Origin of the sequence: Corynebacterium sp. HMSC070E08, from assembly GCF_001808895.1 — a bacterium.
Taxonomy (GTDB): Bacteria; Actinomycetota; Actinomycetes; order Mycobacteriales; family Mycobacteriaceae; genus Corynebacterium; species Corynebacterium hiratae.
In genome coordinates this window covers 87647-110356 of the sequence record NZ_KV794727.1, presented here as the reverse complement: position 1 = coordinate 110356, position 22710 = coordinate 87647, and the positions used below count along the sequence as shown (strand labels likewise).

17 protein-coding genes and 1 pseudogene are annotated in these 22710 nt (G+C 63.1%); 4 read left to right on the top strand and 14 right to left on the bottom strand.

Annotated elements, in window-relative coordinates; all coding sequences use genetic code 11:
* Positions 1-30 precede the first annotated feature (30 nt).
* The 4 genes from HMPREF2526_RS00975 to HMPREF2526_RS00960 form a co-directional block, all read right to left on the bottom strand.
* Positions 31-1206: an alpha/beta hydrolase gene (locus HMPREF2526_RS00975; RefSeq protein WP_070545274.1), complete on the bottom strand. Its 1176-nt coding sequence runs from the start codon at positions 1204-1206 to the stop codon at positions 31-33.
* Positions 1207-1407: 201 nt separating this feature from the next.
* Complete coding sequence (locus tag HMPREF2526_RS00970; RefSeq protein ID WP_070545273.1) at positions 1408-2790, bottom strand: hypothetical protein; 1383 nt, start codon at positions 2788-2790, stop codon at positions 1408-1410.
* A 411-nt stretch (positions 2791-3201) separates the two neighbouring features.
* Positions 3202-3810, bottom strand: coding sequence for a cation efflux transmembrane domain-containing protein (locus tag HMPREF2526_RS00965; protein WP_070545271.1), 609 nt, complete (start codon positions 3808-3810; stop codon positions 3202-3204).
* A gap of 44 nt (positions 3811-3854) precedes the next feature.
* A complete protein-coding gene (locus HMPREF2526_RS00960) occupies positions 3855-5021 on the bottom strand; it encodes a helix-turn-helix domain-containing protein (RefSeq protein WP_070545269.1) in 1167 nt (388 codons plus the stop codon).
* Positions 5022-5152: 131 nt separating this feature from the next.
* On the opposite strand from HMPREF2526_RS00960, the gene HMPREF2526_RS00955 reads away from it, so the two are divergent.
* On the top strand, positions 5153-6745 hold the full coding sequence (locus HMPREF2526_RS00955) for an amidohydrolase (protein WP_070545268.1): 1593 nt from the start codon (positions 5153-5155) through the stop codon (positions 6743-6745).
* A gap of 9 nt (positions 6746-6754) precedes the next feature.
* On the top strand, positions 6755-7990 hold the full coding sequence (locus tag HMPREF2526_RS00950) for a M20 family metallo-hydrolase (RefSeq protein ID WP_070545266.1): 1236 nt from the start codon (positions 6755-6757) through the stop codon (positions 7988-7990).
* 45 nt (positions 7991-8035) lie between these two features.
* On the opposite strand, the gene HMPREF2526_RS00945 is transcribed toward HMPREF2526_RS00950, so the two are convergent.
* Positions 8036-8482, bottom strand: coding sequence for a MarR family winged helix-turn-helix transcriptional regulator (locus HMPREF2526_RS00945; protein ID WP_049156188.1), 447 nt, complete (start codon positions 8480-8482; stop codon positions 8036-8038).
* Positions 8483-8807: 325 nt separating this feature from the next.
* Here HMPREF2526_RS00945 and HMPREF2526_RS00940 point away from each other — a divergent pair, with 325 nt between their 5' ends.
* Positions 8808-9491, top strand: a complete 684-nt coding sequence (locus tag HMPREF2526_RS00940; RefSeq protein ID WP_070545264.1) for a hypothetical protein — start codon at positions 8808-8810, stop codon at positions 9489-9491.
* A 341-nt stretch (positions 9492-9832) separates the two neighbouring features.
* On the opposite strand, the gene HMPREF2526_RS00935 is transcribed toward HMPREF2526_RS00940, so the two are convergent.
* From HMPREF2526_RS00935 to HMPREF2526_RS00920, 4 genes and pseudogenes are all read right to left on the bottom strand, one after another.
* Positions 9833-10222: an MmcQ/YjbR family DNA-binding protein gene (locus HMPREF2526_RS00935; RefSeq protein WP_070545262.1), complete on the bottom strand. Its 390-nt coding sequence runs from the start codon at positions 10220-10222 to the stop codon at positions 9833-9835.
* Positions 10223-10453: 231 nt separating this feature from the next.
* Positions 10454-11254 carry an enoyl-CoA hydratase-related protein gene (locus tag HMPREF2526_RS00930; RefSeq protein WP_070545260.1) on the bottom strand — a complete coding sequence of 267 codons (801 nt, stop codon included), beginning with the start codon at positions 11252-11254 and terminating at the stop codon, positions 10454-10456.
* Positions 11255-11257: 3 nt separating this feature from the next.
* Positions 11258-12274: pseudogene (locus HMPREF2526_RS00925) on the bottom strand (NAD(P)H-dependent flavin oxidoreductase); the annotation flags it as partial.
* Positions 12275-12292: 18 nt separating this feature from the next.
* Positions 12293-12703, bottom strand: a complete 411-nt coding sequence (locus tag HMPREF2526_RS00920; RefSeq protein ID WP_070545256.1) for an acyl-CoA thioesterase — start codon at positions 12701-12703, stop codon at positions 12293-12295.
* Between the two features lie 87 nt (positions 12704-12790).
* Between HMPREF2526_RS00920 and HMPREF2526_RS00915 the strand changes: the two genes are divergently transcribed.
* Positions 12791-13972: an acyl-CoA dehydrogenase family protein gene (locus tag HMPREF2526_RS00915; RefSeq protein WP_070545254.1), complete on the top strand. Its 1182-nt coding sequence runs from the start codon at positions 12791-12793 to the stop codon at positions 13970-13972.
* On the opposite strand, the gene HMPREF2526_RS00910 is transcribed toward HMPREF2526_RS00915, so the two are convergent.
* The 5 genes from HMPREF2526_RS00910 to HMPREF2526_RS00890 all read right to left on the bottom strand — a co-directional run bounded on the left by HMPREF2526_RS00910 (position 13969) and on the right by HMPREF2526_RS00890 (position 22694).
* Entirely contained in the window at positions 13969-15474 is a 1506-nt protein-coding gene (locus tag HMPREF2526_RS00910) for a permease family protein (protein WP_070545252.1), read from the bottom strand. The genes HMPREF2526_RS00915 and HMPREF2526_RS00910 overlap by 4 nt on opposite strands.
* A gap of 118 nt (positions 15475-15592) precedes the next feature.
* Positions 15593-16711, bottom strand: a complete 1119-nt coding sequence (locus HMPREF2526_RS00905) for an alcohol dehydrogenase catalytic domain-containing protein (protein ID WP_070512342.1) — start codon at positions 16709-16711, stop codon at positions 15593-15595.
* A 118-nt stretch (positions 16712-16829) separates the two neighbouring features.
* Positions 16830-18548: a helix-turn-helix domain-containing protein gene (locus HMPREF2526_RS00900; RefSeq protein WP_070545250.1), complete on the bottom strand. Its 1719-nt coding sequence runs from the start codon at positions 18546-18548 to the stop codon at positions 16830-16832.
* 34 nt (positions 18549-18582) lie between these two features.
* On the bottom strand, positions 18583-20598 hold the full coding sequence (locus tag HMPREF2526_RS00895) for a hydantoinase B/oxoprolinase family protein (RefSeq protein ID WP_070545248.1): 2016 nt from the start codon (positions 20596-20598) through the stop codon (positions 18583-18585).
* Between the two features lie 38 nt (positions 20599-20636).
* The gene (locus tag HMPREF2526_RS00890; protein ID WP_070545246.1) at positions 20637-22694 is read right to left on the bottom strand and encodes a hydantoinase/oxoprolinase family protein; all 2058 of its coding nucleotides are present in this window, start codon (positions 22692-22694) and stop codon (positions 20637-20639) included.
* Positions 22695-22710: the final 16 nt, after the last annotated feature.

Here is a 22710-nt window from a genome sequence, read left to right as displayed (position 1 = left end):
TTACTAATGCAACGTGCGGTGATCTAGGGGCTACACCCCGAGGGCCGGGCCCACCGTGGCCCAACTGATGGCCAGCTCACGTCGGAACAGCCCCCACGTGTGGCGCCCCTCCGGAAGCTCGTAGTAATCGAGGTCCACGCCAGCTGCGGTGGCTTGCTTGGCGTAGTAGGAACTGCACCAATAATCCAACCGCTCGTTGAGGCCTAGTGCAGGCAGCGGTGAGTCCTCAATGTCGACATCAAAGTCCGCCGGGCCACCGCGTGAGACGATGACAAACGTCTTCCTGCCGTGCTGCTTATCGAGGTTGAGAACCGGCGAATGCCGAGCCCACGCCGGATCCCACGGTGCACCAAAGGAGCGCGCCGGGTCCGTGCCGTAGAACGCCGCGCTGACCCACGCGAAGCCTTGCGCGACAACGCCCGTGGTCGAGGGGCAACCGGAGATGGAACCGGCCACCTTGAACCGCGGATCATAGGTGGCAAGTTCGAGTGCTGGGCCGCCAGAGTTGCTCACGCCCGCGATGCCGTCGGTACCGTTGCCGTGAAACTCGGCGTCGATAAGCTGCGGGAGCTCCTTGGTCAGGTAGGTGGCCCACTTATACTTTCCGTGCGTGTCATGCGGCTGGGCCCAATCGGACATCATTGAGCCATAAGCACCGCGCGGCGAGACAACATTGACCTGCTTGTCCTGGAAGAACTCGGAGGCTCCTCCGCCGTCCCACCACAGTGCGTCCTCACCTCCTCCTGCGCCACCGAGCAAATAATAGGTCGGGCGGGGCTGAGTATTCTCCAATCCACCCGGCGGGAGAATGATGTCGTTGGTGATGACGCGGTCCATGGATGGTGAGTAGGCCTTGAACTGCCACACGTTGTCCTGGATGTGCTGCAGCTCGCGCAGCTGTGCCGGCGCGGCGGTTGCTGGTGGGCGCGTGGCTTCCGGCGCTACGACGGGAATCTTTAACAGCTGGAGTAGTGGTCCCCATACGGCAAAGATGTTCTCCGCGAAGAGCACGGGTGCCAACGGACCCAGCGCGATGGGATCGAGGGCAGAGGAGTGCTGATCAATGTTGGTGACCTCGCTGCTCAGCGAGTCTGCTGAGTGCGCGGATTCAACTGAAGACTGCGCATGTGCGAGATGAGTGTGGGGAGGAGAAAGAATCAGCCCCACCGAAAGAAGGCCCGCGAGTGCGGTGCGAGAGGAAAGCATTATCTCAGAATATCCAACGAACGTTGCATCGCCTGCATTAGTGCATTAGTACATAACAGCGCTAGTGGGGCTGGGCGCTCCAAACCGGAGAAACGTAAACCCCCGACCGCATGGGGGCGGTCGGGGGTTTACGCACTCTCTCGCAGCCGGACTAAGCGCCGGCGTGCTGCACACTCGTTATGTAGAGGAGGGGGCTGTTATTTAGAACAGGCCCTCAGCCTTCTTGCCGGTGTCCTTGACGGTGATCTCGCGGGAATCAACGTTCTGGTCGTTGTGGGTGGACTTGTCACCGTCGAGGCGGGAAATCTGGGTGACCTCGATGTAGTTCTTCAGGCGGCCTTCCTTGGTGTTGCCGTCGCCGAAGTCCAGGTTGGCAACGCGAGCGGACTCGCCAGCGTTAATCGGGTTGGCCAGGGTGACCTCGAAGGAGCGGGTGGAGGTCTTCTCGTCGAAGCCAAGGTCGCGGATGTGCGCACCATTGGAGGAACGCGGGGTGATCAGGCGGTCAACACCCTTCGGGCCCTCAGCGGTCTTGACGTCAACGCGGTACTGAACTGCCGGGTAGTTGCCGTAGTAGCGCTCGGTGCCGACGTTCTCCAGGCGGAGAGCAACGGTGCCTGCGAAACCTGCGTGCTTAGCGCCAGAGGTGGTCAGAACCGGCTTCAGGTCCAGCTTCTGCTTAGCCTCATCGGTCTTGCCGTTCTCGACGTCCTCCTGGACCTTCTTGTCGGCTTCCTCTTCCTTCTTGCCTTCGGCCTCGGAGACAACCTTCTCCTCCGGAGCAACCTCGTTGTCCTTGATGACCTCAGCGTCAGCCTCCGGGGACTTCTCCTCCTCAACAACCTTCGGGTCGTTGACGTCGGTGGTGTTCTGAGCGTCCTTGTTCGGAGCGTAGGAATCAGCGATGTCGTCGTAGAGCTTGACGCGAACCTCGTTCTTCATCGGCTGCATTGCGGACCAGAAGGTCGGGGTGGACCAGGTGCCGTTCGGCTTGCAGTACTGCTGGGTACCGGTCATGTTCAGAACGCGGAAGCCGTAGGTGGCCTCACCGGTGTGGTTCGGCGGAACATCGTACGGGCCGATGGACTGGCCAGCCTCCCAGGACAGGGAGTAGGACGCGGAGGCGCCGAGCTTGGTGGCGATCTGGTGGGAGATGCCGAAGGAGCCCTCGGAGTTCTTGCCGGAGCCCTTGCCGCCCGCGTTCATGGAGGTGGTCTCAGTGCGGTCACCGTTGACGGACAGGGTGATGGACTGGGACTTGGACAGGTCCTGCTGCAGCGGGATGTCCTTCTTGGTCTGGTTGGTGGTGGAGATGGTGCCTGCCGGCATGAAGTTATCGGTCACCTTGTAGACCACGGTGCGGTGGTCCTCCCACGGGTTGCAGACCGGACGCGGGTTGAGCACGTTGGCCTTCATGTGGTCGGAGCCGTGGCTGGTGTGGACGATGGGGAGCTTGGCGTTGACGGCCGGGGTCTCCGGGTAGGACTCGGTGTGGGTTGCTGCGGATGCAGCCGGTGCGATGAGGGCGGTGCCCGCAATCGCGAGGCCGGCGATGAGGCCGGCGGTACGACGACGCTTGGTCATGGTTGTTCTCCTGGATGAAAAAGTTTGGGGCAATATGGTGACGCACTGTGGTGGCGCTGCGTATGCGCTGTAGCGCTCAGTGCGTGACGTGAAGCAACGATAAGGTGACTTTCAGGATCGCGCACCCTAAGGATTGTTTATATTTTTGGAGAGCGAAGTATATTTCGATAGGGTGACGCGAAGGTGAACAATTGGCTAAGAAATTTGCGCCGACCTTGGTTTTGTCCAACTAGACCGTATTCTGGGAAAACGTCTCTTTGACCATTTGGCCACAAACTAAAGAATGACCCCATACGGGGTAGGAAAAGGTTGCGTGCAGCGCTTATTGCCAGGCCATTTTTAGCCCCAGAGGTGCGCGCGGGATTGCATGCAGGCCCGCGGCTTACTTAAAAAATTCTTAGGGATGGCGCGTTAATCTTCTTCAATTTCCGGATCTTCGGCGCGCGCTTGCTCGAACACCTCAGCCGCTGCGCGCAGGTTAATGGTGCCGATGATGAGGCCCACCACGATGTCCGGCCACGGGCTTGCCCACACCAGCATGAGTAGGCCGGCGCCGAGAATGAGGATATTGGCGGCGACATCATTGCGTGCCGCCAGCCATGCGCCGCGCGTAAGCGCGCTGCCGTGGCGAAGTTGTATGAGCAGCACCGCGCAGAGCAGGTTGATGAGCATCGCTGCCACGGCCGTGCCCGACAACGTAAGTGGCTCAGGTACGGCGCCGGTGATGATCTTCCATATCGCCATGCCATAGGACGCCAACGCCGGAATCAGGATCAGCCCGGCTAGGCCATAGCTTGCTTTGCGACGTCCCTCCGCCGACCAGCGCAGCGCGAGCAGGACGAGCGCATTGATGAGGAAATCCTCGAGGAAGTCGGCGGCGTCAGCAAACAGTGCCGCCGAGCCGATGATGGCGGCGATGATGAACTCGCCGAAGAATCCGAGGAGGTTCAGTGCAGCAACCCAGGCGACGATGCGCCGGGCGCGCGCGTTCAGGGTGGAGGAGGAGAGTTCTTGAGACACGGCACCTGAGCCTAGTGGGCGGCAGTGTCGAGGCCCAACTTCTTTTACTTTGAAACTATTCCTCCTGTGCGGTGCAGTGCGAGGAGCACTCGGGCCGCGTCCTTGGGTCGAGTGATATCAAGGCCGGTGAGCTCGGTGACCTGCCGCAGGCGGTTGAGCACGGTGTTGCGGTGGCAGTTCAGCGCTTCAGCGGAGTCCTTGATGGAGCCGCAGTCCAGGTAGGTGGTGATGGTTCGGTACAGCGGCGCGTTCTTAAGGCGCATCTCGGCGATGGTCTGCGTCAGCTCCGTCATGCCGCTGGCGGTGAAGTCTGCGAGGACATCGCCCGCGACGGCCCAGAGCGCATCGGCCGCTTCGGTGAGTTGGCTGAGCGGACCGGTGGAGTCGAAAATGCGCGGTGCCTGGTGCGCTGCCGCGCGTGCTCCAGCCAGGCCGGTGACGTCACGGAAGAGTATGCCGGAGATCTGTTCAAAGTCAGCGGTAGTGAAGCTGGCGGTGTGGCCGCTGGGTCCCCGGTCGCTGGGGTAGTGCTTGCTTGGCCAAAAGGCCACGAACATCCCACGCACAGGGTGGCCGAAGGCTTCGCCGGCGGAGATGGGCCCGTCGAGAAGCGCGCGCAGCTTCACCGCAGCGGTGGGGTGGGACACCACGACGTCGAAGTGGGTGTCAACATCGATGTTGAGTGCGCGGGCGATCTCCGCGATGCCGAGCGTGCCCAGGGACTCGGCAGCGAAGAGTCGTTCCAGGTGCCGGGCGTGAGCGTGGTGCACGTTGTGCTGCCCGCGCGCCTCCTCCAAACGGTAAGCATCGCGCACCACGAGGTTGTACATCGTCACAACCGAATGCACCTGTGCCACGTGATCGATGAGTATCTCTTGGTCCGCGCCGGCGGCCCGGCGCAGGTGCTCCCAGAGAACCGTGAAGTCGAGCTGGATGGCATCGATGAGCGTGGCCAGCTCCACCCCCTGATGTGCGCGCCGCCGGCCCAGGCTTTGCGCATGGGCACGCAACTCCTCCTCATCCATCGCGCCGACCAACACGTCGGTGATGCGCGCGAAGACCTCGAAGGCTGTGAGGCGTAACTCGTCTTCGCTCACCAACGAGTCGCCATAGCGCCCTGAACGAGTAAAAGCAGCGAGGAAATCCTCCACCAGGCGGGGGATGGTGCCGTGGACCTCCGCGACGATGTCGCGCCAGCGTATTTCGTGCATATGCACAACGCTACACGCTCAGCGGTGGTGAATTGCCCTGCAGGTAGCGAGGTGCCTCACCGATCTGGCTAGCATGTGGTGACAAACACAGCACGGTGCTCGTGCAGCTTGTCAGAGAAGCAGGAGGACGCATGATTACGCGCATCGACAACGCCCACATCCTGACACAAGACCCCGCGCGGCCGGTCACGGATGCGGTGGCCTTTGCCAACGAGCGCATCCTGGCAGTAGGGGAGGACGCCCGCGCGCTGCCCGCCGATGAGATGTGGGATGCCGGCGGGCGCACGCTCACTCCGGGCTTTAACGATGTGCATTCCCACACGGTGTGGTTCGGCCAAACGCTGCTGGAAGTGGACCTATCCCAGGCCACAACACCAGAGGAGGTCTATTCAGCGTTGCGTGGCACCGAGCCCAATCCCGACGGCTGGGTAGTGGCCGCAGGGTTCCGCCCCTCCGGGCTGGATGCGCCGGTGGAGATAGAGCAGCTTGACCGCGCGACCGGCGGTGCTCCGCTGCTGATCAAGCACAACTCGGGCCACGCCTACACGGTCAACACCGCGGCCCTGCGCGCGGCGGGCGTCGATCCCACCAACCCGCCGGAGGTGGAAGGCGGCGAGTTCCTTCGCGATGCCGACGGGCACTGCACCGGGCTGCTCGATGAAAACGCCATGCGCGCTATCCAGGAGGTAACCCTGCCGGAATCCGGGGAGGAGATCGCCCGCGCTCTTGAGCTGGCCACACGCCGTTACCTGGAGCGCGGTCTGACTTCCGTCACGGACGCCGGGGTGGCCGGCGGCTGGATCGGGCACAGCCCGCGCGAGATAGCCGCCTATCAAAACGCCACCCTGCACACCCGCATGCAGGTGATGGTGACCATGGACGTGCTCCACGAGATCTCCGGACACGCCTCCGACGGCCCCGGCTGGGGCCTAGATGGTGGCCTGCGCACCGGCTTCGGCGATGAGTGGCTGCAGATCGGCCCCGTCAAGATCTTCAGCGATGGCTCCCTACTAGGTACCACCGCCGCACTGACAGAGAATTACGCCTGCTGCTCCCATCACGGATACTTCCAGGGTGATCCGGAACAGATGCGCACCCGTGCGCTGCAGGCGGCGAATTCCGGTTGGTCCTTGGCCATCCACGCCATCGGCGATGCGGCGGTGGATTTTGCGATAGAGACGCTGGAGGAGGCCATCGACAAGCATGGCGTGCCCGCCATGCCACACCGCATCGAACACGGCGGCGTGGTGCGTCCCGATCAGATTGAGCGCCTGCGCGGCCAGCCCATCGTGGTGGTTCCGCAGCCGCTGTTCATCCGGGCTTTCGGCGACGCGATGGCGGATGCCCTCGGCCCGGAGCGCACCGCGTGGAGCTACCCAGGCAAGCGGCTTCTCGACGCCTCCCTCATCCTCCCCGGCAGTTCCGATCAACCCGTGGCACCCGGGGTACCCCTGGAGGTCATGCAGGCCTTCGTGGAGCGGCGCACCGCCTCAGGCCGGGATTATGGGCCTGAGGATCGTCTGACCCCTGCCGAGGCTCTCTACGCCTACACCGCCGGCTCGGCCGCAGCAACTGGTTGGGCCGGGCGCAAGGGGCAGGTGATGCTGGGACAGCTGGCGGATTTCGTGCTGCTTTCACAGGACCCACTGCAGACTGATGATCTTTCCACCATCGACGTGGCCGCCACCATCGTGGGCGGCGAGCTGCGCTACGGAAGCTTTTAAGGAGTAGAAATGCGAGCAACCACCAACGAACAATTCCTGTCAGATTTCCAGGCCATGTCCGCCAACGGCGCCACACCGGGCGGCGGCGTGGAGCGCCAAGCCGCCAGTGCCGGCGATAACCTCAACCGCGCCTGGTTCCATGAGGTCCTGGAGTCGCTTGGGGCGCGCGTCATCTACGACGAGATTGGCAACCAGTACGGACTTTTTGAACTCGCCCCGGGCGCCGAGTACGTGGGCGTGGGCTCGCACCTGGATTCGCAGCCCTTGGCCGGCCGTTTCGACGGTGCTTATGGCGTGCTGGCTGCAGCTCATGCCGCCGGGCGCGTGGCGCAATCGGGTGCCAAGGCGCGCTATAACCTGGCGGTTATCAACTGGTTCAACGAGGAGGGCTCGCGCTTTGCACCCTCCATGATGGGCAGCTCCGTGTTCGTAGGGACGCTGGCGCTTGACGACGCCCACTCCGCCACCGACCTCAGCGGCGTCACCGTCGCGCAGGCTCAAGAAGAGGCCGGCTGGGCCCCGCGCGGTGAAGCCCCGAAGCTCGCGGCCTATGCGGAGATCCACGTCGAGCAAGGCAAGGAGCTTGAAGCCGCCGGCAACACGATTGGTCTGGTCACTGCCACGTGGGGCGCGAAGAAATTCCAGGCGATTGTTTCCGGTGAACAGGGCCATACCGGCTCTACTCTGATGGCCGATAGGAAGGACGCACTTTTCGGTGCCTCCCTCATCATCTCTTCCGTGGAGCGCCTCACCCACGAATTTGCCGAAGGCCAGCTGCAGGCCTCGGTCTCGCAGCTGACGCTGGAGCCAAACTCGCCGGTGACCATCGCGCGCGAGGTGCGCTTCAACGTGGATGTGCGCTCGCCGTCTACGGAGGTGCTGGACAAGGCCCAAGCACGCCTGCAGGAGATCATCGCCGCAGCAGAGGAGGAGTCCCGCACCTCAGTCGAGCTATCCCCGACGCATGAGTGGGCTCTCAACCCCTACCCGGCGGCCGGCGTCGCGCTGGCCCGGGAGGTAGTAGAGGAACTGGGCTACTCGCACCAGGAGATCTATACGGTGGCCGGCCATGACTCGACCAACCTCAAGGAGGTGGTGCCGACGGTCATGCTCTTCATCCCGTCCGTCGACGGCATCTCACACAACGAAAAGGAATTCACCACGGCGGAGGACTGCGTGGCCGGCCTGGACGTGCTGACGCACGTGGCGCAACGCCTCGTGGAATCCGGGTGCGGGGAGGGCTAGGTGCCCTGCGCGCCGCCGCGCAAGACGCGCTAGTTGCTATCTGCCTTAGTCGTTATCGCTCCACGGCTCGTAGCCAAAGGCCTGTAGTGCGACCTCGAATCCGCGCTTCATCGCGGTGAGCTCTTCCTCGCTGAACTCGTAGGTGCGTAAGCGCACTGGGCCGGTAAGCGGGACATGGAGCAGGAAGCGACGGCCTTCTTCGGTGATGTCGCACAAACGGCGGCGCAGGTCCTCCGGATCGTCGTTGAGCGCAATGAGATCATCACGCACTAAGCGCTTGACAGCCTGCCCGATGGTGGCGGGTTGCCATCCTAGTTCCTTGCGCAGCTGAAGGATCGGGATGGGGCCCTTCTTATCGATGAGCCGCAGAAGCGAAAGATGGGAACCGGTGATTCCGTACTCGCGGCGCGCTTCTGTGTCGAACCTAGCCCGGGCGCGTTCGAAGCGGCGGTACTCCGCGATGGTCTCAGCGATTGGATCAATATCTGTCACGTAATCAAGCGTAAAAGTTCGGGGAGGGAATCTGCAACCGAGTTCCAAGAACACACTTTTAGCCACTTTATTGGTGTTAGTCGGGGGTAATATAAAGGAAATTTATGCCGCTAGTCGAAAGTGTTTGATCCACTCAGCGACAGCGGCGGTAAATAGCAGATAAAAAGGACTTTTATCGGGTTAGGAATACGAGAGGCGACTGTGTTCTTTGCCCATACGCGGGGGATATGTTCAAAAACGGTGACACGAGACGCAAATGTGACTATTGTTAACGTGCAGTCAATCTTTGGCTCCCTACATTTTGTATGACTCCTAAGGAGAATCCATGAAGATTTCCCGTTCCCTTGCTGCAGTAGCCCTGTCCGGTACCCTCCTCCTTGGCGGCACCACCATCGCAATCGCCCAGGTTCCGGAGGCAGCAGACAGCATGGAAGGTATTCCGCTGCCGGAAACTTTCGACGTTGATGGTGTGACCTACATCAAGAAGACGAAGACTGGCAGCAATGGCGAAGCGGAGGTGTACTACGAGTCTGCAGATGGCAAGCAGCTCACTGCTTTGCAGGTAAAGGATCTCCGTGACAAGCGTGATGCTGCAAAGGAGTCAGACTCCGAGTCCTCCACCTCTGAGACGACGAGCGCCGAGGCTTCCGCGTCGGACACGACCACCACTACCAAGGCCACTGACCCGGCGGGAAGCGAGACCTCTAAGACCTCCGAGCCGAAGGAATCTCCCACCAGCTCGAGCGCGACCTCGTCCTCCAAGCCTGCTGACAATTCCGAGAAGTCCTCTACCTCCGCCACCACGACTAAGACTGCAGAGCCGTCTACTTCCAAGACCGCGGAACCAGGCGACAAGAAGAGCTCCGCTGAGGGTGTACTGTCCTCCAAGGACGGCAAGCCGACTCCGCTGGCTATCTTCGGCATCGTTGCCGGCGTTCTCGCTGCCGTTGCTGCTGCCTTCCCGGCTATCGCGAAGGCCCTGAACCTCAACATCAAGCTGCCTTTCTAGGCTAAGTAGCTTCTAGGTTCTTTTTGCCCCTGCCTCGCTGAGGCAGGGGCTTTTGTCTTGGGTTAAACCGGCGCGGTTTCCTGTAATAAGAACTTCAGCGCCCGGGCCGCTCACACTGAGGGCCACAGGGCGCTGAAGTCTCTCTATCTCTCTCTGTGTGCGTTCTCTCCAACGCACGACATACAGTATGCAACTGATCGGCAGACAATGTGAAGCTTAGACTCGCCTAAAAGGCAGAGGTGAGCTGTAAGTCTGCTTTGCTGGTTGAATTCCGCTGGTTATCGCCACCAAGACGCAATGGAATCTGTGCGGGGAGTTGCCCCCGGGGTTAATAATCGGGGTTATGGAGAGCCAAAATCGGACGGATTAATGGGGCGTTGTGAGCGGGGGAGCTTTTCCACCACAAGGCGGTAGGAGTCCGTTACAAGTTCGTTGAGAAGCTGCGGGGTGAGTCGGGGATCTGGGTGTACGGACACCCAGTGGCGCTTGTTCATGTGATAGCCGGGTGTGATGAAGGCGTGCTCGCTGCGCAGCGCTTCGGCGTCCAGGGGCTCAGCTTTGAGGATAGCCTGCGGGCGGCCAGTAGCCGCGGTGAGAAGGAGGAAGACCTTGCCGCGTACCTTGAACACGTCCCAGTCAGGGCCGAAGGGGTGCGTCAACGTCGCGCCGGGAAGTTCGGCAGCGCGGGCGCTAGCGCAGGCGTGGAGATCCAGTGGAGAAGAAGAATCCATGTGAACCAGGCTAGGTGAAAAACACCGCTGGGCCCCTCCCGCGATTCCTCGGGGAAGGGCCCAGCAGCGTCTCTATCAAGTTCCTCCGATTATCAGCCACTGGCCGCCCTCCGGAGGATGAGGGGTTCTCTCTCTCGCATGCGCTCTCTCAAACGCACAACACAGAGTATGGCGGCCAGTGCTGGCACCGCCATGAACTCCGCCTGGCAGTTTTCTGCTAGTCGATTTTTGCTAATCAAAACGCGCGGAACGCTTCTCCAGAAATGCCGTGACTCCCTCCTTGTGGCCAGCCGAGGCCATCTGCGCGTACTGCGTCGGCTCTTCCCAGGCCAGCTGCCCATCGAGCTGCTCCAGGGCCGTGCGGTTGATGGCCTCCTTGGCTTTGGCCAGGGCATCGCGCGGTGCGATGTGCAGGCGCTGTGCTACCTCCAGTGCAGTGGCCAGTGCGTGGCCCTGGGGCGCGCGTGTGGCTACGAGACCTGCAGCCTCGGCCTCGGCGACGCCGAGCTTGTCTTGTAGCAGTGCCAGGGCGAGCGCGCGGTGGCGCCCCACGGAGGCGAGTGCGGTGAGGCTCACGCCGCCGTCAGGGATAAGGCCAATCTTGCCGAAGGGCAGCGTGAAGTAGGAGTCCTCGCCGGCCACGATGAGATCGCAGGCAAAAGCCAGCGAAGCACCCGCGCCAGCGGCCGCACCTTCGACCGCGGCGATGACGGGAATTTCGGCGGCCTGAATCTCAGCCACCAGTGCGTTGAGCTGGGGAAGCATGGTGGACTCGGCCGGGTTGGGAGTCTCTCCCGCGGCCTGCGCGGCGGCTGCCTCTTGTGCGGCGGCGACGAGATCCGCTCCGGCACAGAAGGCGGTTTCATCGCCGGTGATGATGAGGGCGCGGACGGCGGGGTCAGAGGAGGCGTCGGCAAGCGCGGCGGAGAGGGCTAGACAGTGTTCCTTGGCAATGGCGTTGCGGCGCGCGGAGTTATTGATGCGTGCGACGAGGACGGAGCCTTCGCGGCGGGTGAGGATGGCATCGGTCATGGCTTAGTCCTTAACAAGCTCGGTGAGGGAGGAAATGATGCGCTCGGCCTCATCGGAGATGCGGGAGACGATTTCGGAGCAGGGGGCCACATCGTGGATTAGACCCTGCGACGTTCCGCAGGTCCACACGCCTGCATCCAAATCACCGGTTTCGTAGACTGCACGGCCGCGCTTGCCGGCAACGAGGTGGCGGATATCCCCAAACTCGGCGCCCTGGGCAAGGCGCTCGGCAACCTCATCGCTGACAGCGTTCCTGGCCACGCGGGTGGAATTGCGCAGCTCGCGGAGGATGAGCTGGGTATCCAGCTCGCTGCGCTCCACGATGGCCTGCTTGACGTTCTCGTGCACTGGGGCTTCCGTGGAAGCCACGAAGCGGGTTCCCATGTTGATGCCCTCGGCGCCCAGTGCCAGGGCGGCAGCGAGCCCGCGGCCATCCGCGAAGCCGCCTGAGGCCACGATGGGGATGTCCAGCTGGTCCGCGGCGGCGGGAATGAGCACGAGTCCCGGAATGTCATCTTCGCCGGGGTGGCCGGCGCACTCGAAGCCGTCGATGCTCACGATGTCGACGCCCACCTTCTGTGCGCTCAGCGCATGCCGCACGGAGGTGCACTTGTGGATGACAGTGATGCCAGCATCCTTGAAAGCCGGCATGTGGTCCTTGGGATTGTTGCCGGCGGTTTCTGCAATCGTGACGCCTTCCTCAATGATGACGTCGCGGTATTCCGCATAGGGCGGTGGGGTAATTGCCGGGAGCATGGTGAGGTTGACGCCGAAGGGCTTATCGGTCAGCTCGCGCGTGCGGCGAATCTCGTGGCGCAAGTCTTCCGGGGTGGGCTGCGTAAGCGCGGTGACGACGCCGAGGCCGCCGGCGTTGGATACCGCGGCGGCGAGTTCAGCGCGGCCGACCCATTGCATGCCGCCTTGGATGATGGGGTGCTCTATGCCGAGCATCTCGGTAACGCGGGTGGAAATCATGAGTGTTGTGCTCCTTGGTGGTGCGAAATTATGGGGGAGGAGGGTGAATGAAAAGGTGAATGGCTATTCGGAAAAATGGGCGTGCAAGCGGTCCTTGAGGTCATCGGGCAGGGCGATGGGGCGGCGCTCAGAGGTATCGATAAGCACCAGCGTCGCTGTTGCGAACACGCACGACGTTCCGTCCTGGATGAGTTCGTGGGAAACCTGATAGGAGGTATTTCCGATGTGGGAAATCCACACGCGTGCCTCGATGGAATCGGTGTAGGTGAGCTCGGCGTCATACTGGACTTCGAGGGATCGCACCACGTGAGCATAGGAATTGGTGGCAATTGGGCCGCTCAGTTTGGCGGCCGCACGGACGCGCGCTTCCTCTAAAAGCGTGACCATCGTGGCGTTATTGACGTGGGCGTTCGCGTCCTGGTCGGACCACCGCAAGGCAAGGGTTATCGGGATGGCGTTGGCGGGCGCGCGCATTGTTCCTCCTGGGGCGAGCGGGTAGAGTGATGCGTATTACTATACATACGAATTGTGGTTCGTTGCTCGAATCGTGAGGAGAATGCCATGACAGATCTTCTGGGGATCGATGCTCTGCTGAGCGAAGAAGAAAAAGCTACTCGCGACCGCGTCGCCGCACTGGTGGATGAGCACATCCGCCCGCACGTGGGGCAGTGGTACGAGGACGCGGTGCTGCCGGACTCCATCTTCTCGGTGCTAGCGCAGGCCGGACTGTTCGGGATGCATCTGGAAGGCTATGGCTGCGCTGGACGTTCCGCGGTGGAATACGGGCTGGCCATGCAGGAACTGGAAGCAGGGGACTCCGGCATCCGCACGGTGGTATCGGTGCAGGGCTCGCTGGCGATGTCGGCGATTTATAAGCACGGCTCGGAGGAGCAGAAGCAACAGTGGCTGCCCAAGATGGCCACCGGCGAGGTCATTGGTTGCTTCGGGTTGACGGAGCCGACCGCCGGTTCGGACCCGGCAAGCATGGCGACGGTCGCGCGCTACCGCTCCGGTGAATGGGTACTGGACGGTGCGAAGCGCTGGATTGGCCTGGCGAGTGTGGCCGGGGTGGCCATCATCTGGGCCAAGGTGTCCGAGGAAGACGCGGCGGCCGCCGGGGTGGAGGCGGGCGTGCGCGGCTTCATCGTGCCGACGTCCACGCCGGGGTTTAAGGCGACGCCAATTACCCGCAAGCTATCGATGCGCGCTTCTATCCAGTGCGATATTGAACTGGAAGGCGTTACTTTGCCCGCCGACGCCCTGCTGCCCAAGCATCCGGGACTCAAGGGGCCGTTTATGTGTTTGAACGAGGCTCGCTTCGGTATCAGCTTCGGTGCTTTGGGCGCTGCGCGCGATTCCTTGGAGGTGGCGCTGAAGTATGCCAAGGAGCGCAAGCAGTTCGACCGCTCGCTGGCGTCCTTCCAGCTCACCCAGCAGAAGCTGGTGGATATGACGGTGGAGCTGAACAAGGGGCAGCTGCTGGCGTTGAACCTGGGCCGCGCCAAGGATGCGGGCACGCTGGAGCCCTACCAAATCTCGGTGGGCAAGCTGGCCAACTGCCGCACTGCCATCGACATTTGCCGCCAGGCCCGCACCATCCTGGGCGGCAACGGTATCACCGCGGACTACTCACCGCTGCGCCACGCCGCCAATCTGGAATCAGTGCGCACCTACGAGGGCACCGATGAGATCCATACGCTGATTCTGGGGCGGGTGCTGACGGGGGAGGCGGCGTTTAGTTAGCTTCTGGTGTCCTTCGGCTTCGGGGCGTTCGGATCGATCGGGCGGCCATCGGCATCCAGATCGTTGAGCTCAGCCAGCTCGGTGAAGTCGGCCTGGGCGTCGGCGAAGCCCTCCTCCGGATCGATTTCATCGAAGTTGCGGATGGTGCCGTCGCGCTCGTCCTTGAACATGTCCTTGCCATAGACGACGAGCACCATGATGATGCCGGCGGCGAAGCCCCACGCGGCACCCTGGGTGGCCAGCACGCCGGCGGTGACACCTGCGATGCCAAGATCCTTCTGGTTCTTGGACTCCATGATGCCCACGCGCACCGACACGAAGCCCTGGATGATGAGAGTCAGCGCCAGACCCACCGGCAGGATGGGCTCGACGAAAGAAGTAATCGGCAGCAGCAGGAGACCCACGTTGGTACCCCAACGGAAGGAGCCCGCGCCGCCAAAGATGGTACGCATGGCGCGCTTGCCCTGCTTGTAGCGCTCGACGATGACCACGTGCATCGCCGCCCACAGCGGGCCACACATAGCGACGTCTGGGCCGATGATGGACATCAGCATGTTGCGGCCACCGAAGAGCAGGTGTGCGCGCGACGGGCTGTACACCACGGCCTCGTCCGTGCGGACGTGATCGGCTTCTTTAAGCACTGCGTTGGCCTGCAAGACGTCACCGAAGACGACGATGTAGGCGGCCAGCACCGTGGGGATGGCGGTGAGGAACATGTGTGCCGGCGGAAGACCGATCCCGAAGACGGTGTACTCAGACCACAGGGTCATGAAATCTGGTTTGGAGAAACCCCACTCCACGTCCGGCCAGGGAGCCTCGCCAGCTAGTGGTGCGACGAAGACCGCGACGAAGATAGCAGGCAGGATGCCTAGCGAAGCCAGGAAGCGCCAACCGGCGGCCTTCTGTCGTAGGGCTTGGAAGCCACGGGAGTACATGAGGAAGAAGGCCACAGCCACCGCGATGGTGATCGTAATGGGGAAGGAGTGGAAACGCCCGCCTTCCTGGAACACCGAGATGATGGCGGCGATACCGGCGCCAAGGACGATGCCGGAGCGCAAGCCCGAGGGGATGAGGCGGACGACCTTCGATGCCCATCCCGTTATGCCTAGCGTTAATGAGAATATGCCCAGCAAGAGCTGGAAGCTGATGAGCGCCCACACACGCTGCTCACCCTCCGGGAAGGTCTGGATGTAGACCGTCAGCAACGGAATCGCCGGGGTAATCCAGCCCGGGACAACCGGGTCGCCCAAGAGGTGGTGGGTGAGGTAGAGCAGGCCGTTGAGCATAACGACGGCCAGTGCCGCCTCGTAAGGCATGCCGAGGGCCTCAGTCATCAGGGGGATAGCGCCCAAGTCCACCACACACATGAACAAGCCTTGGGCGAAGTCCGGCCACTCCATGCGGTAGTGCACGAAGGGGAGGCGGACATCGAAGGGCCCCATCTTCCAGTGGGGTGAAGCTTGACCGATGCCCTGCTCTTCGGGTTCGGTGGTTTCGGCCATGACGGCCTCCTTTCAAAGAAAAGGGACCAAGCCCAGCGGGCGTGAAGCGCGCGGGGCTTGGTGAGGAAAGGTGAGAGGTTCGTTGAGGTTTAGTGCTTGAAGTTTAGTCGAACCTTGGTTAGTCGAACTCGATGATCTGGCGCAGTGCTACACCGTCGGATAGGCGGTCCATGGCGGTGTTGATGTCCTCGAGCTTGATGTGGTCGGAGATGAGGGCCTCAGCGTTGAGCTTGCCCTCACGCCACAGCTGCTCGTACTTCGGGATGTCCTTCGACGGGACGGAGGAGCCCAGGTAGCAGCCGTGGACGCGGCGCGCCTCGGCAGTCATCACCAGCGGGTCGATGGTGATGGTGGAGCCCGGTGCCGGCAGGCCGACGGTGACGGTCAGGCCACCCGGTGCGGTGACCTTGTAGGCGGTTTCCAGTGCCTTCGGGTGGCCGGCGGCCTCCACGACAGCGGTGAACTTCTTGCCGGACTCCTCAGCTTCCTGTGGGGTCATCGCGGAGGTAGCGCCGATTTCGATGGCTTTCTCGCACTTGTCCTTCTGCATGTCGATGCCCACGATCTCCTTCACGCCGAGCGCAGCGGCGGTAATGATGGCGGCCATGCCAACGCCACCGAGGCCGACGACGGCGATGCTGTCCTCCGGCTTTGGATCGATCTCGTTGAGCACGGCGCCGCCACCGGTGAGGATGGCGCAGCCGAGAATAGCGGCGATGTCCGCCGGGACATCGGAGCCCACTGGCACGACGGAGAGCTCGGAGACCACGGCGTGGGTGGCGAAGCCGGAGACACCGAGGTGGTGCTGGATCGTCTCACCGTTGCGGGTGAGGTGGCGGGTGCCGCGGATGAGGGTGCCCTCGTTGTTGGTCTTGGAGCCGACCTCACACGGCATCTTGCCGTCGGTCTTGCAGCCGGCGCACTCACCGCAGCGCGGGAGGAAGGTCATGACCACGTGGTCGCCGACCTTGACGTTGGTAACACCCGGGCCGATCTCTTCGACGATGCCGGCGGACTCGTGGCCCAGCAGCATCGGCAGCGGACGGGGGCGGTTGTTGTTGACCACGGAAAGGTCAGAGTGGCACAGGCCAGCAGCGGTGATCTTGACCAGGATCTCGCCCTCGCCGGGAGCGGAGAGCTCGAGCTCGCTCACGGTGATCGGCTTGGAGTCGGCGTAGGGGCGCTCGTCGCCGGAGCGCTCCAGAACGGCGCCGCGAATGGTAATCGTGTCAGACATAGATACCTCCAGACATGAGATGGGGTTAATGCATCGCAATGTACGCCACCGGGCGTTAAGGAGGGGCGGAACGGTATGGGAAAAACTACACCGGGCCGTTATGTGGATGGGGAATTCTCTACCTGCTGAGGGAGTGGGCGCGCAACGCCACAAAGACATCGAGGCCGCGCTGGCCCACGGCCCACTCCTCACCCATGAGCTCAGCGATCCGATCGAGGCGTTGGCGCACTGTGTTGGGGTGGATGAACATCGCCCGGGCGGTCTGCGGGATGCTGTGCCCGGAGAGCAAGTAGTGGTGCGCGGTAGCAGTCAACTCGGTGGAGTGTTCCTCGTCGTAGTGCACCAGCGGGCCGATGGTGCGCGTAGACAGCGCGTTCAGTGCCTGCGGGTCCGCGCCCAGGATGAGGCCTACCGTGCCCAGGGAGTCCTCGGTGACCAGCTGGCCGCGCAAGCCCAAAGCGAGTGCTGAATCCAGGTAGGCCATGGCGGAATCGTGGGCGCTGCGCGCGGAGCTCAGGCCGTCGAAGCCGATGGCGGAGACTGTCAACTCAGAGAATTCAGACAGCAGTGGGGCCAGCGCCTTATCGATATCCCGATCCGGTTGGTACAGCACGCACACGTGTTGGTCGTGGTGCGTAATGGCGGCGTTACCCGGCAGGAGGTGCTCCAGCTGCGGGCGGGTGGGCAAGTTCTTGGCCGAGTGCAGGCCCACGAAATACAGCTGTGTCGAAGAGTTCAGGCTGATGCCTGTGAGGTGGCGCAGGCGGACGATCTCTTCGCGCCCGGCGTTGCCTAGTGCTACGGCGTAGACGAGGTCGTCGACTTTGCGCGCGGTGGCGTCGACAAGCGCCTCAGCAAAAAGCGCAATCGCTGTAAAGGCTGCGGAGGCGTGGCTGATGACGCGCAGTTCGGCGTCGCTGAGCTCCTTGTCCACACCAATCGTGCCCAGCGCCCGCCCGTTAAACTCCACGGGGAACGTGCTGGTTGGGGGAGTGTCCGGGGCATCCTCCGCGGTCCACAGCGTGACCGGCGCATCGAGGCTTTTAGCTAGCACGCGCTCGAGCTCCTCGAAGCTGGGATTGTTCATCAGCACGTGGAGCAGCTGCGTGTTGACGTCGTTGAGCCACTGCAATTCGTCCACGTGGCGGCTCAGCGCAATTTGGGACCGGGTAAGCTCCGCGACGGATTCGCCCTGGCTCTCAATGACTTGGGCATTCTCTAGCGCCACGGAGGTAATAGAGCCGAGCACCTCGAGCGCTGCGATTTCCTCGTGCGTGTAGTGACGCGGGTGGCGATCCCCCACGAGAAGCGCGCCGATGGTGCGCCCAGAAATGCGGATCGGGGCGCCGAGGATCCCGCGGATTCCTTCGGCTTCTACCGCACGGTCCACGTAATCCACGTGCGTGACGTTGGGATCCACAGAATGGTCATAGGTCCACGCCGGGCGGTTAGTGGCGGCCACGATGCCGAGGATTCCGGAGCCCATCGGCATGTTGATGGTGCGGAATTCCTCAGTTACGACACCGCTGGTGGCCAGCACCTTGGTAAAGCCGGTGTCCTCATCGTTGAGGCTGAGGTAGCCCACCTCCGTGCCGATGGTGGAGCGCGCGTGGCGCACAATCGCCTGGAGGATGTCGGTGGATTCGCGGCCCGAGTTGAGCATCTGGGAGACGTCGAGCAGTTTCGTCGACATCACCCGCCACGTGTGGTTGGCGCGCATGGTTTCCTCAACGGCCCGAAGCGCACCAAGCTCCTCGGCCGCCAGTTGCTCGCGCAACTCGTCGGGGACACGGGTGCCGCTGGCGAGGTGGGAGAGTACGGGGCCGAGGAGAGACATGCCCCCTAGCTTAGGGGGCTAGCCGGGGCGCTACCTACTTCCAGTGGGAAGAGGAACGCTTGGCCATCTGCTCGCGGTACTGCTGGGTGGTGGTGGGCAGGAGCTCACCGGTGGCCCAGTCGAGGATGACGCCGTAGTGGCGGACCAGGTCGAGCTGGTCCAGCTCGCCGGCGTTGTAGCGCTCAGCCACGGACTCCGGGGACTCCGCCAGCTTGTCCAGGCGGGTAGAGCGCAGCTCCTCACGCAGCTTCGCGGTTTCCTCCTCGTCGAGCTCGTACTCGTCGATCTCTGGGTCAACGGGGCGGATGACAACGCCGTAGTCCTTGGCGGCACGGCCCACGGAGACGTAGCCATCGATGACATCCTCCAGCACTGCCTCCGGGTCGCGCTCCAGGGCATCGCCGAAGCCGCCGCCACCGGCAGAGGGGCGCTCGAAGGTATCGCCCGGGCCCACCGGAACGTTGGAGAACAGCGCGCCGAGGTACTGCTCATCCGGGGTGCCGCGGTTGAGCCACACGCCCTGCGGGATGGAGGGCAGACCACCCTCGATGCCCCAGGTGACTGAACGCGAGCGGTCACAGCAGTAGCTCATGACGGTCTTGTTCGCATCCGTGAGCACACCGCCCTTGGAAACGCCCACACCGCCGCGGAACTTGCCGGGGCCCGCCGAGTCAGTCACCAGCGCGTGGTGGCTGGTGATGACAGGGGAGAGACGCTCCTGGCCTTCGACCGGCTGGACCGCCAGGCCCGGGCCGAAGACCGGTGCGGTGGCGGAGGAACCGTCGCGGTCGACGCGGCCGCCCCAGCCGCCGGCCATCCAGTCGTACCACATGAAGAACTCGCCCTTGTCCTCTGGTTTCTTCGCGTCACGCGTATCCCAACCACCAATGAGCAGGTACTCCAGGTTGAAAGCGCAGGCCATGGCGCGCTCCTGCATGAGCTGGGACCACAGCTCGAAGACCGCGTTCATGATCTTCTCGAAGGGGCCGGAACAGAAGCCGGTCACCGCGTGCGGCATTCCAGCGTTGACCACGGTTCCCTCCGGGCCGAGGTCGATGTCCATGGCGCGGTAGAGGCCGGAGTTGAGCGGCACGTCGGGGAAGAAGGTCTTGGTACCGGCGACGATTCCGGAGAACGCGGAGCCATAGCCCGCGTTGAGGAAGCTGGCCACGGCCGGTGCGGAACCATCCAGCGAGTAGGACAGGCGCCCGCCCTTGATGCGCATCGTCACCTTGATCGGGACGAGGCCTTCTTCCTTGGCCGGGTCGAGGTCGATGTAGTCGGTGGTGGACCACTCGCCGTCGTCAAGCTCGGCAACACGAGCGGTGACGATGTCTTCCACGTAGTCCTGGACCTCCCGCAGCGCGGTGCGCACGATGTCGAAGGAGTACTTGTCCACGAGGCGGTGGATTTCACGCTCACAGACCGCGGTGGCCTCGGCCTGGGCCTTGAGGTCACCCATGACGATCTCGGGACTGCGGGTGTTGCCGGCCAAGAGCTTGGCGACGTCCCTGAGGAACACGCCCTTGGACCACACGCGCACCGGGGTGATGCGCAGGCCCTCGGTGTAGTAGTCGGTCGCGGAGACGTCGAAGGAGCCCGGGACGGAGCCGCCGGCATCGGCCCAGTGGCCCTTGTTCTGTGCGAAGGCCAGCAGGGTGCCCTCGTGGAAGATGGGGCGCAGGAAGGACACGTCATTCATGTGCGTGCCGCCCTGGTAGGGGTCGTTGATGGCGAAGACGTCGCCTTCGTGGATGTCATCGCCGAATTCCTTGAGCACGGCTTGGCACTGGAAGTGCAGGGTGCCGACGTGTACGGCGATGTCCTGGTTGCCCTGCATCACGGTGTTTCCCTCGGCGTCACAGAGCGCGGAGGAGAAGTCACGCGAGTAAATGACAAAGGAGTAGCAGGTGCGCAGAATCTGCTCGGACATGAGGTTGACCGAGGTGGCGAAGGCGTTCTTAAGAACCTCGAAGGTCACCGGGTCGAGCGTGCGGCGGCCGGAAGAGGACGGCGACGGTTTCTGTGGTTGTGTGTGAGTCGTAGTCATGTCGATTCCTTTCAAAGGCGAGTCTGAAGGCGAGGGTCTTAGGCGTTGGTGGCCTTGCCGATGTGGATACGGATGTTGGACCACTCATCAATTTCTGCACAGTCTCCAGGCGGAATGACGGTGGTGGCATCGAACTGGTCGATGATGGCCGGGCCGTTGAGCTTGGCACCGGCCTTCAGGTCGGGGCGGTGGTAAATCGGGACATCGGCCCAGCCGCCGTGCGCGGAGAAGTAGACGGGGCGGGTAGTCTCCGGGAGCTCTGCCTCGTGCTCTTCGACCTCGTAGTGCTTGAAGGGCGGGTTCTCGAGCTCGCCGATGGCGATGAGGCCAATCTGGTAGAACTCCACCGCGCCGTCGCGGTCGGCGAAGGAGTACTCGCGCTCGTGCTCATCGTGGAACATGGCGACGGCATCATCGAGCGGGTTATCGGACTCGGGGATTTCCACCGTCAGGGAACGCCACTGGCCGCGGTAGCGCATGGAGGCGGTCAGCTTGAACTTCATGCGCTCCTCCGGGACGTGCTCTTTCTCCAGGCGCTCGCGGGCTTCGGAGATCAGCGCCTGGAATTCCTTGCGCAGTTCGGTGGTGTCCACCTCGTCCACCGGTGCTTGGTACATCTTGGTGATGTCGTGGCGGATGTCCACGAGCAAGCAGCCCTGGGCGGAGGTCACGCCTGGGTGCGGCGGGACCACGACGGTGGGGATGGACAGATCGCGGGCGACCTCAGCGCCGTGCAGGGCGCCGGCGCCGCCGCCGACCACGAGGACGAAGTCACGCGGGTCGTAGCCACGGCGGATGGACAGCAGGCGAACCGCATCGGCCATGTTGGCGTTGGCCACCTGGATGATGTTCTCGGCTGCGGCTTCGAGCTCAAGGTTGAGCGGCTCTGCAACCGTCTTGTTGACGGCCTCGCGCGCGGCATCCGGGTTCAGCTTCAGTGCACCGCCGATGAGCTCGGTGCCGAGGCGGCCGAGGGTGACGTTGGCATCGGTGTTGGTGGCATCGGTGCCGCCGCGCTCGTAGCAGACCGGTCCCGGATCCGCGCCCGCGGACTGCGGGCCGTTGCGCAGGGAACCTGCCTCATCGATCCATGCCAGCGAGCCGCCGCCGGCACCAATGGTGCCGACCTCGATGGACGGGAAGCAGATGGGGAAGCCGTACTCGACCTGCCACTGCTTGGTGATGCGGATGTCACCTTCGTAGACTAGGGCGATATCGGTGGAGGTACCGCCCATTTCCAGGCCAATCGCGTTGGAGTAGCCACAGCGGGTGGCGATGTCTTGCACCGCGATGGCGCCGGCCGCAATGCCGGAGGCAGCCAGGCGGACCGGGTAGCGGGTCACCATCTCCGGGGTCATGGAACCGCCGCCGGAGTGGAGAAGGAGCAGGTCTCCGTCGTAGCCGCCTTCCTCCAGCTGGCGGGACAGGCGGTTGACGTAGCCGGAGACGAGCGGGGCCAGGACCGCATTGGCGACGGTCGTGGAGAAGCGGTCGTGCTCGAAGATCTCCGGGAGGATTTCGGAGGAGGTGGAGACGGTGGCGTCGGGAAGTTCCTCGCGTAGGATCTCCGCCATGCGCTCCTCGTGGGAGGCGTTGGCATGGGAGTTGATGAAGCAGACCGCGACGGTCTCAATCTTCTTGCGGCGCAGGATCCCGGCGATGCGGCGAGCCTCTGCCTCATCCAACGGGGTGATCTCGGCGCCGTCGAAGTCGATGCGCTCTTCGACCTCGTAGCGATCGCGGCGGCGGATGTAGGGGTCCGGAACGTCCTTGTAGGCATCCCACAACTCATCCTTGGTGCCGTCGCGGATTTCCAGAACATCGCGGAAGCCCTTCGTGGTGATGAGCGCTGCCGGTGGGAAGCGGCGCTGGATCAGCGCGTTGGTGGCCACCGTGGTGCCGTGGGAGAACACCTCGACCTGGTTGAGCTGGACGTCGGCCGACTTGAGGCCGTTCATCACCGCCTTCATCGGGTCATCCGGGGTGGAGGGAACCTTGGCCACCGACAACTCGTGGGTCTCGGTGTTAACAATCGCGACATCGGTGAACGTTCCTCCGACGTCGACGGATACGCGAAAAGGTTTATTTCCCGTCATGGTGGGAACCTCTCTT

What these genes read in the sequence shown, in the direction of transcription:
- HMPREF2526_RS00975 (WP_070545274.1), bottom strand. Translation starts at nt 1,206, where the DNA reads ATGCTTTCCTCTCGCACCGCACTCGCGGGCCTTCTTTCGGTGGGGCTG.
- HMPREF2526_RS00970 (WP_070545273.1), bottom strand. Translation starts at nt 2,790, where the DNA reads ATGACCAAGCGTCGTCGTACCGCCGGCCTCATCGCCGGCCTCGCGATT.
- HMPREF2526_RS00960 (WP_070545269.1), bottom strand. Translation starts at nt 5,021, where the DNA reads ATGCACGAAATACGCTGGCGCGACATCGTCGCGGAGGTCCACGGCACC.
- HMPREF2526_RS00955 (WP_070545268.1), top strand. Translation starts at nt 5,153, where the DNA reads ATGATTACGCGCATCGACAACGCCCACATCCTGACACAAGACCCCGCG.
- HMPREF2526_RS00950 (WP_070545266.1), top strand. Translation starts at nt 6,755, where the DNA reads ATGCGAGCAACCACCAACGAACAATTCCTGTCAGATTTCCAGGCCATG.
- HMPREF2526_RS00940 (WP_070545264.1), top strand. Translation starts at nt 8,808, where the DNA reads ATGAAGATTTCCCGTTCCCTTGCTGCAGTAGCCCTGTCCGGTACCCTC.
- HMPREF2526_RS00935 (WP_070545262.1), bottom strand. Translation starts at nt 10,222, where the DNA reads ATGGATTCTTCTTCTCCACTGGATCTCCACGCCTGCGCTAGCGCCCGC.
- HMPREF2526_RS00930 (WP_070545260.1), bottom strand. Translation starts at nt 11,254, where the DNA reads ATGACCGATGCCATCCTCACCCGCCGCGAAGGCTCCGTCCTCGTCGCA.
- HMPREF2526_RS00920 (WP_070545256.1), bottom strand. Translation starts at nt 12,703, where the DNA reads ATGCGCGCGCCCGCCAACGCCATCCCGATAACCCTTGCCTTGCGGTGG.
- HMPREF2526_RS00915 (WP_070545254.1), top strand. Translation starts at nt 12,791, where the DNA reads ATGACAGATCTTCTGGGGATCGATGCTCTGCTGAGCGAAGAAGAAAAA.
- HMPREF2526_RS00910 (WP_070545252.1), bottom strand. Translation starts at nt 15,474, where the DNA reads ATGGCCGAAACCACCGAACCCGAAGAGCAGGGCATCGGTCAAGCTTCA.
- HMPREF2526_RS00905 (WP_070512342.1), bottom strand. Translation starts at nt 16,711, where the DNA reads ATGTCTGACACGATTACCATTCGCGGCGCCGTTCTGGAGCGCTCCGGC.
- HMPREF2526_RS00900 (WP_070545250.1), bottom strand. Translation starts at nt 18,548, where the DNA reads ATGTCTCTCCTCGGCCCCGTACTCTCCCACCTCGCCAGCGGCACCCGT.
- HMPREF2526_RS00895 (WP_070545248.1), bottom strand. Translation starts at nt 20,598, where the DNA reads ATGACTACGACTCACACACAACCACAGAAACCGTCGCCGTCCTCTTCC.
- HMPREF2526_RS00890 (WP_070545246.1), bottom strand. Translation starts at nt 22,694, where the DNA reads ATGACGGGAAATAAACCTTTTCGCGTATCCGTCGACGTCGGAGGAACG.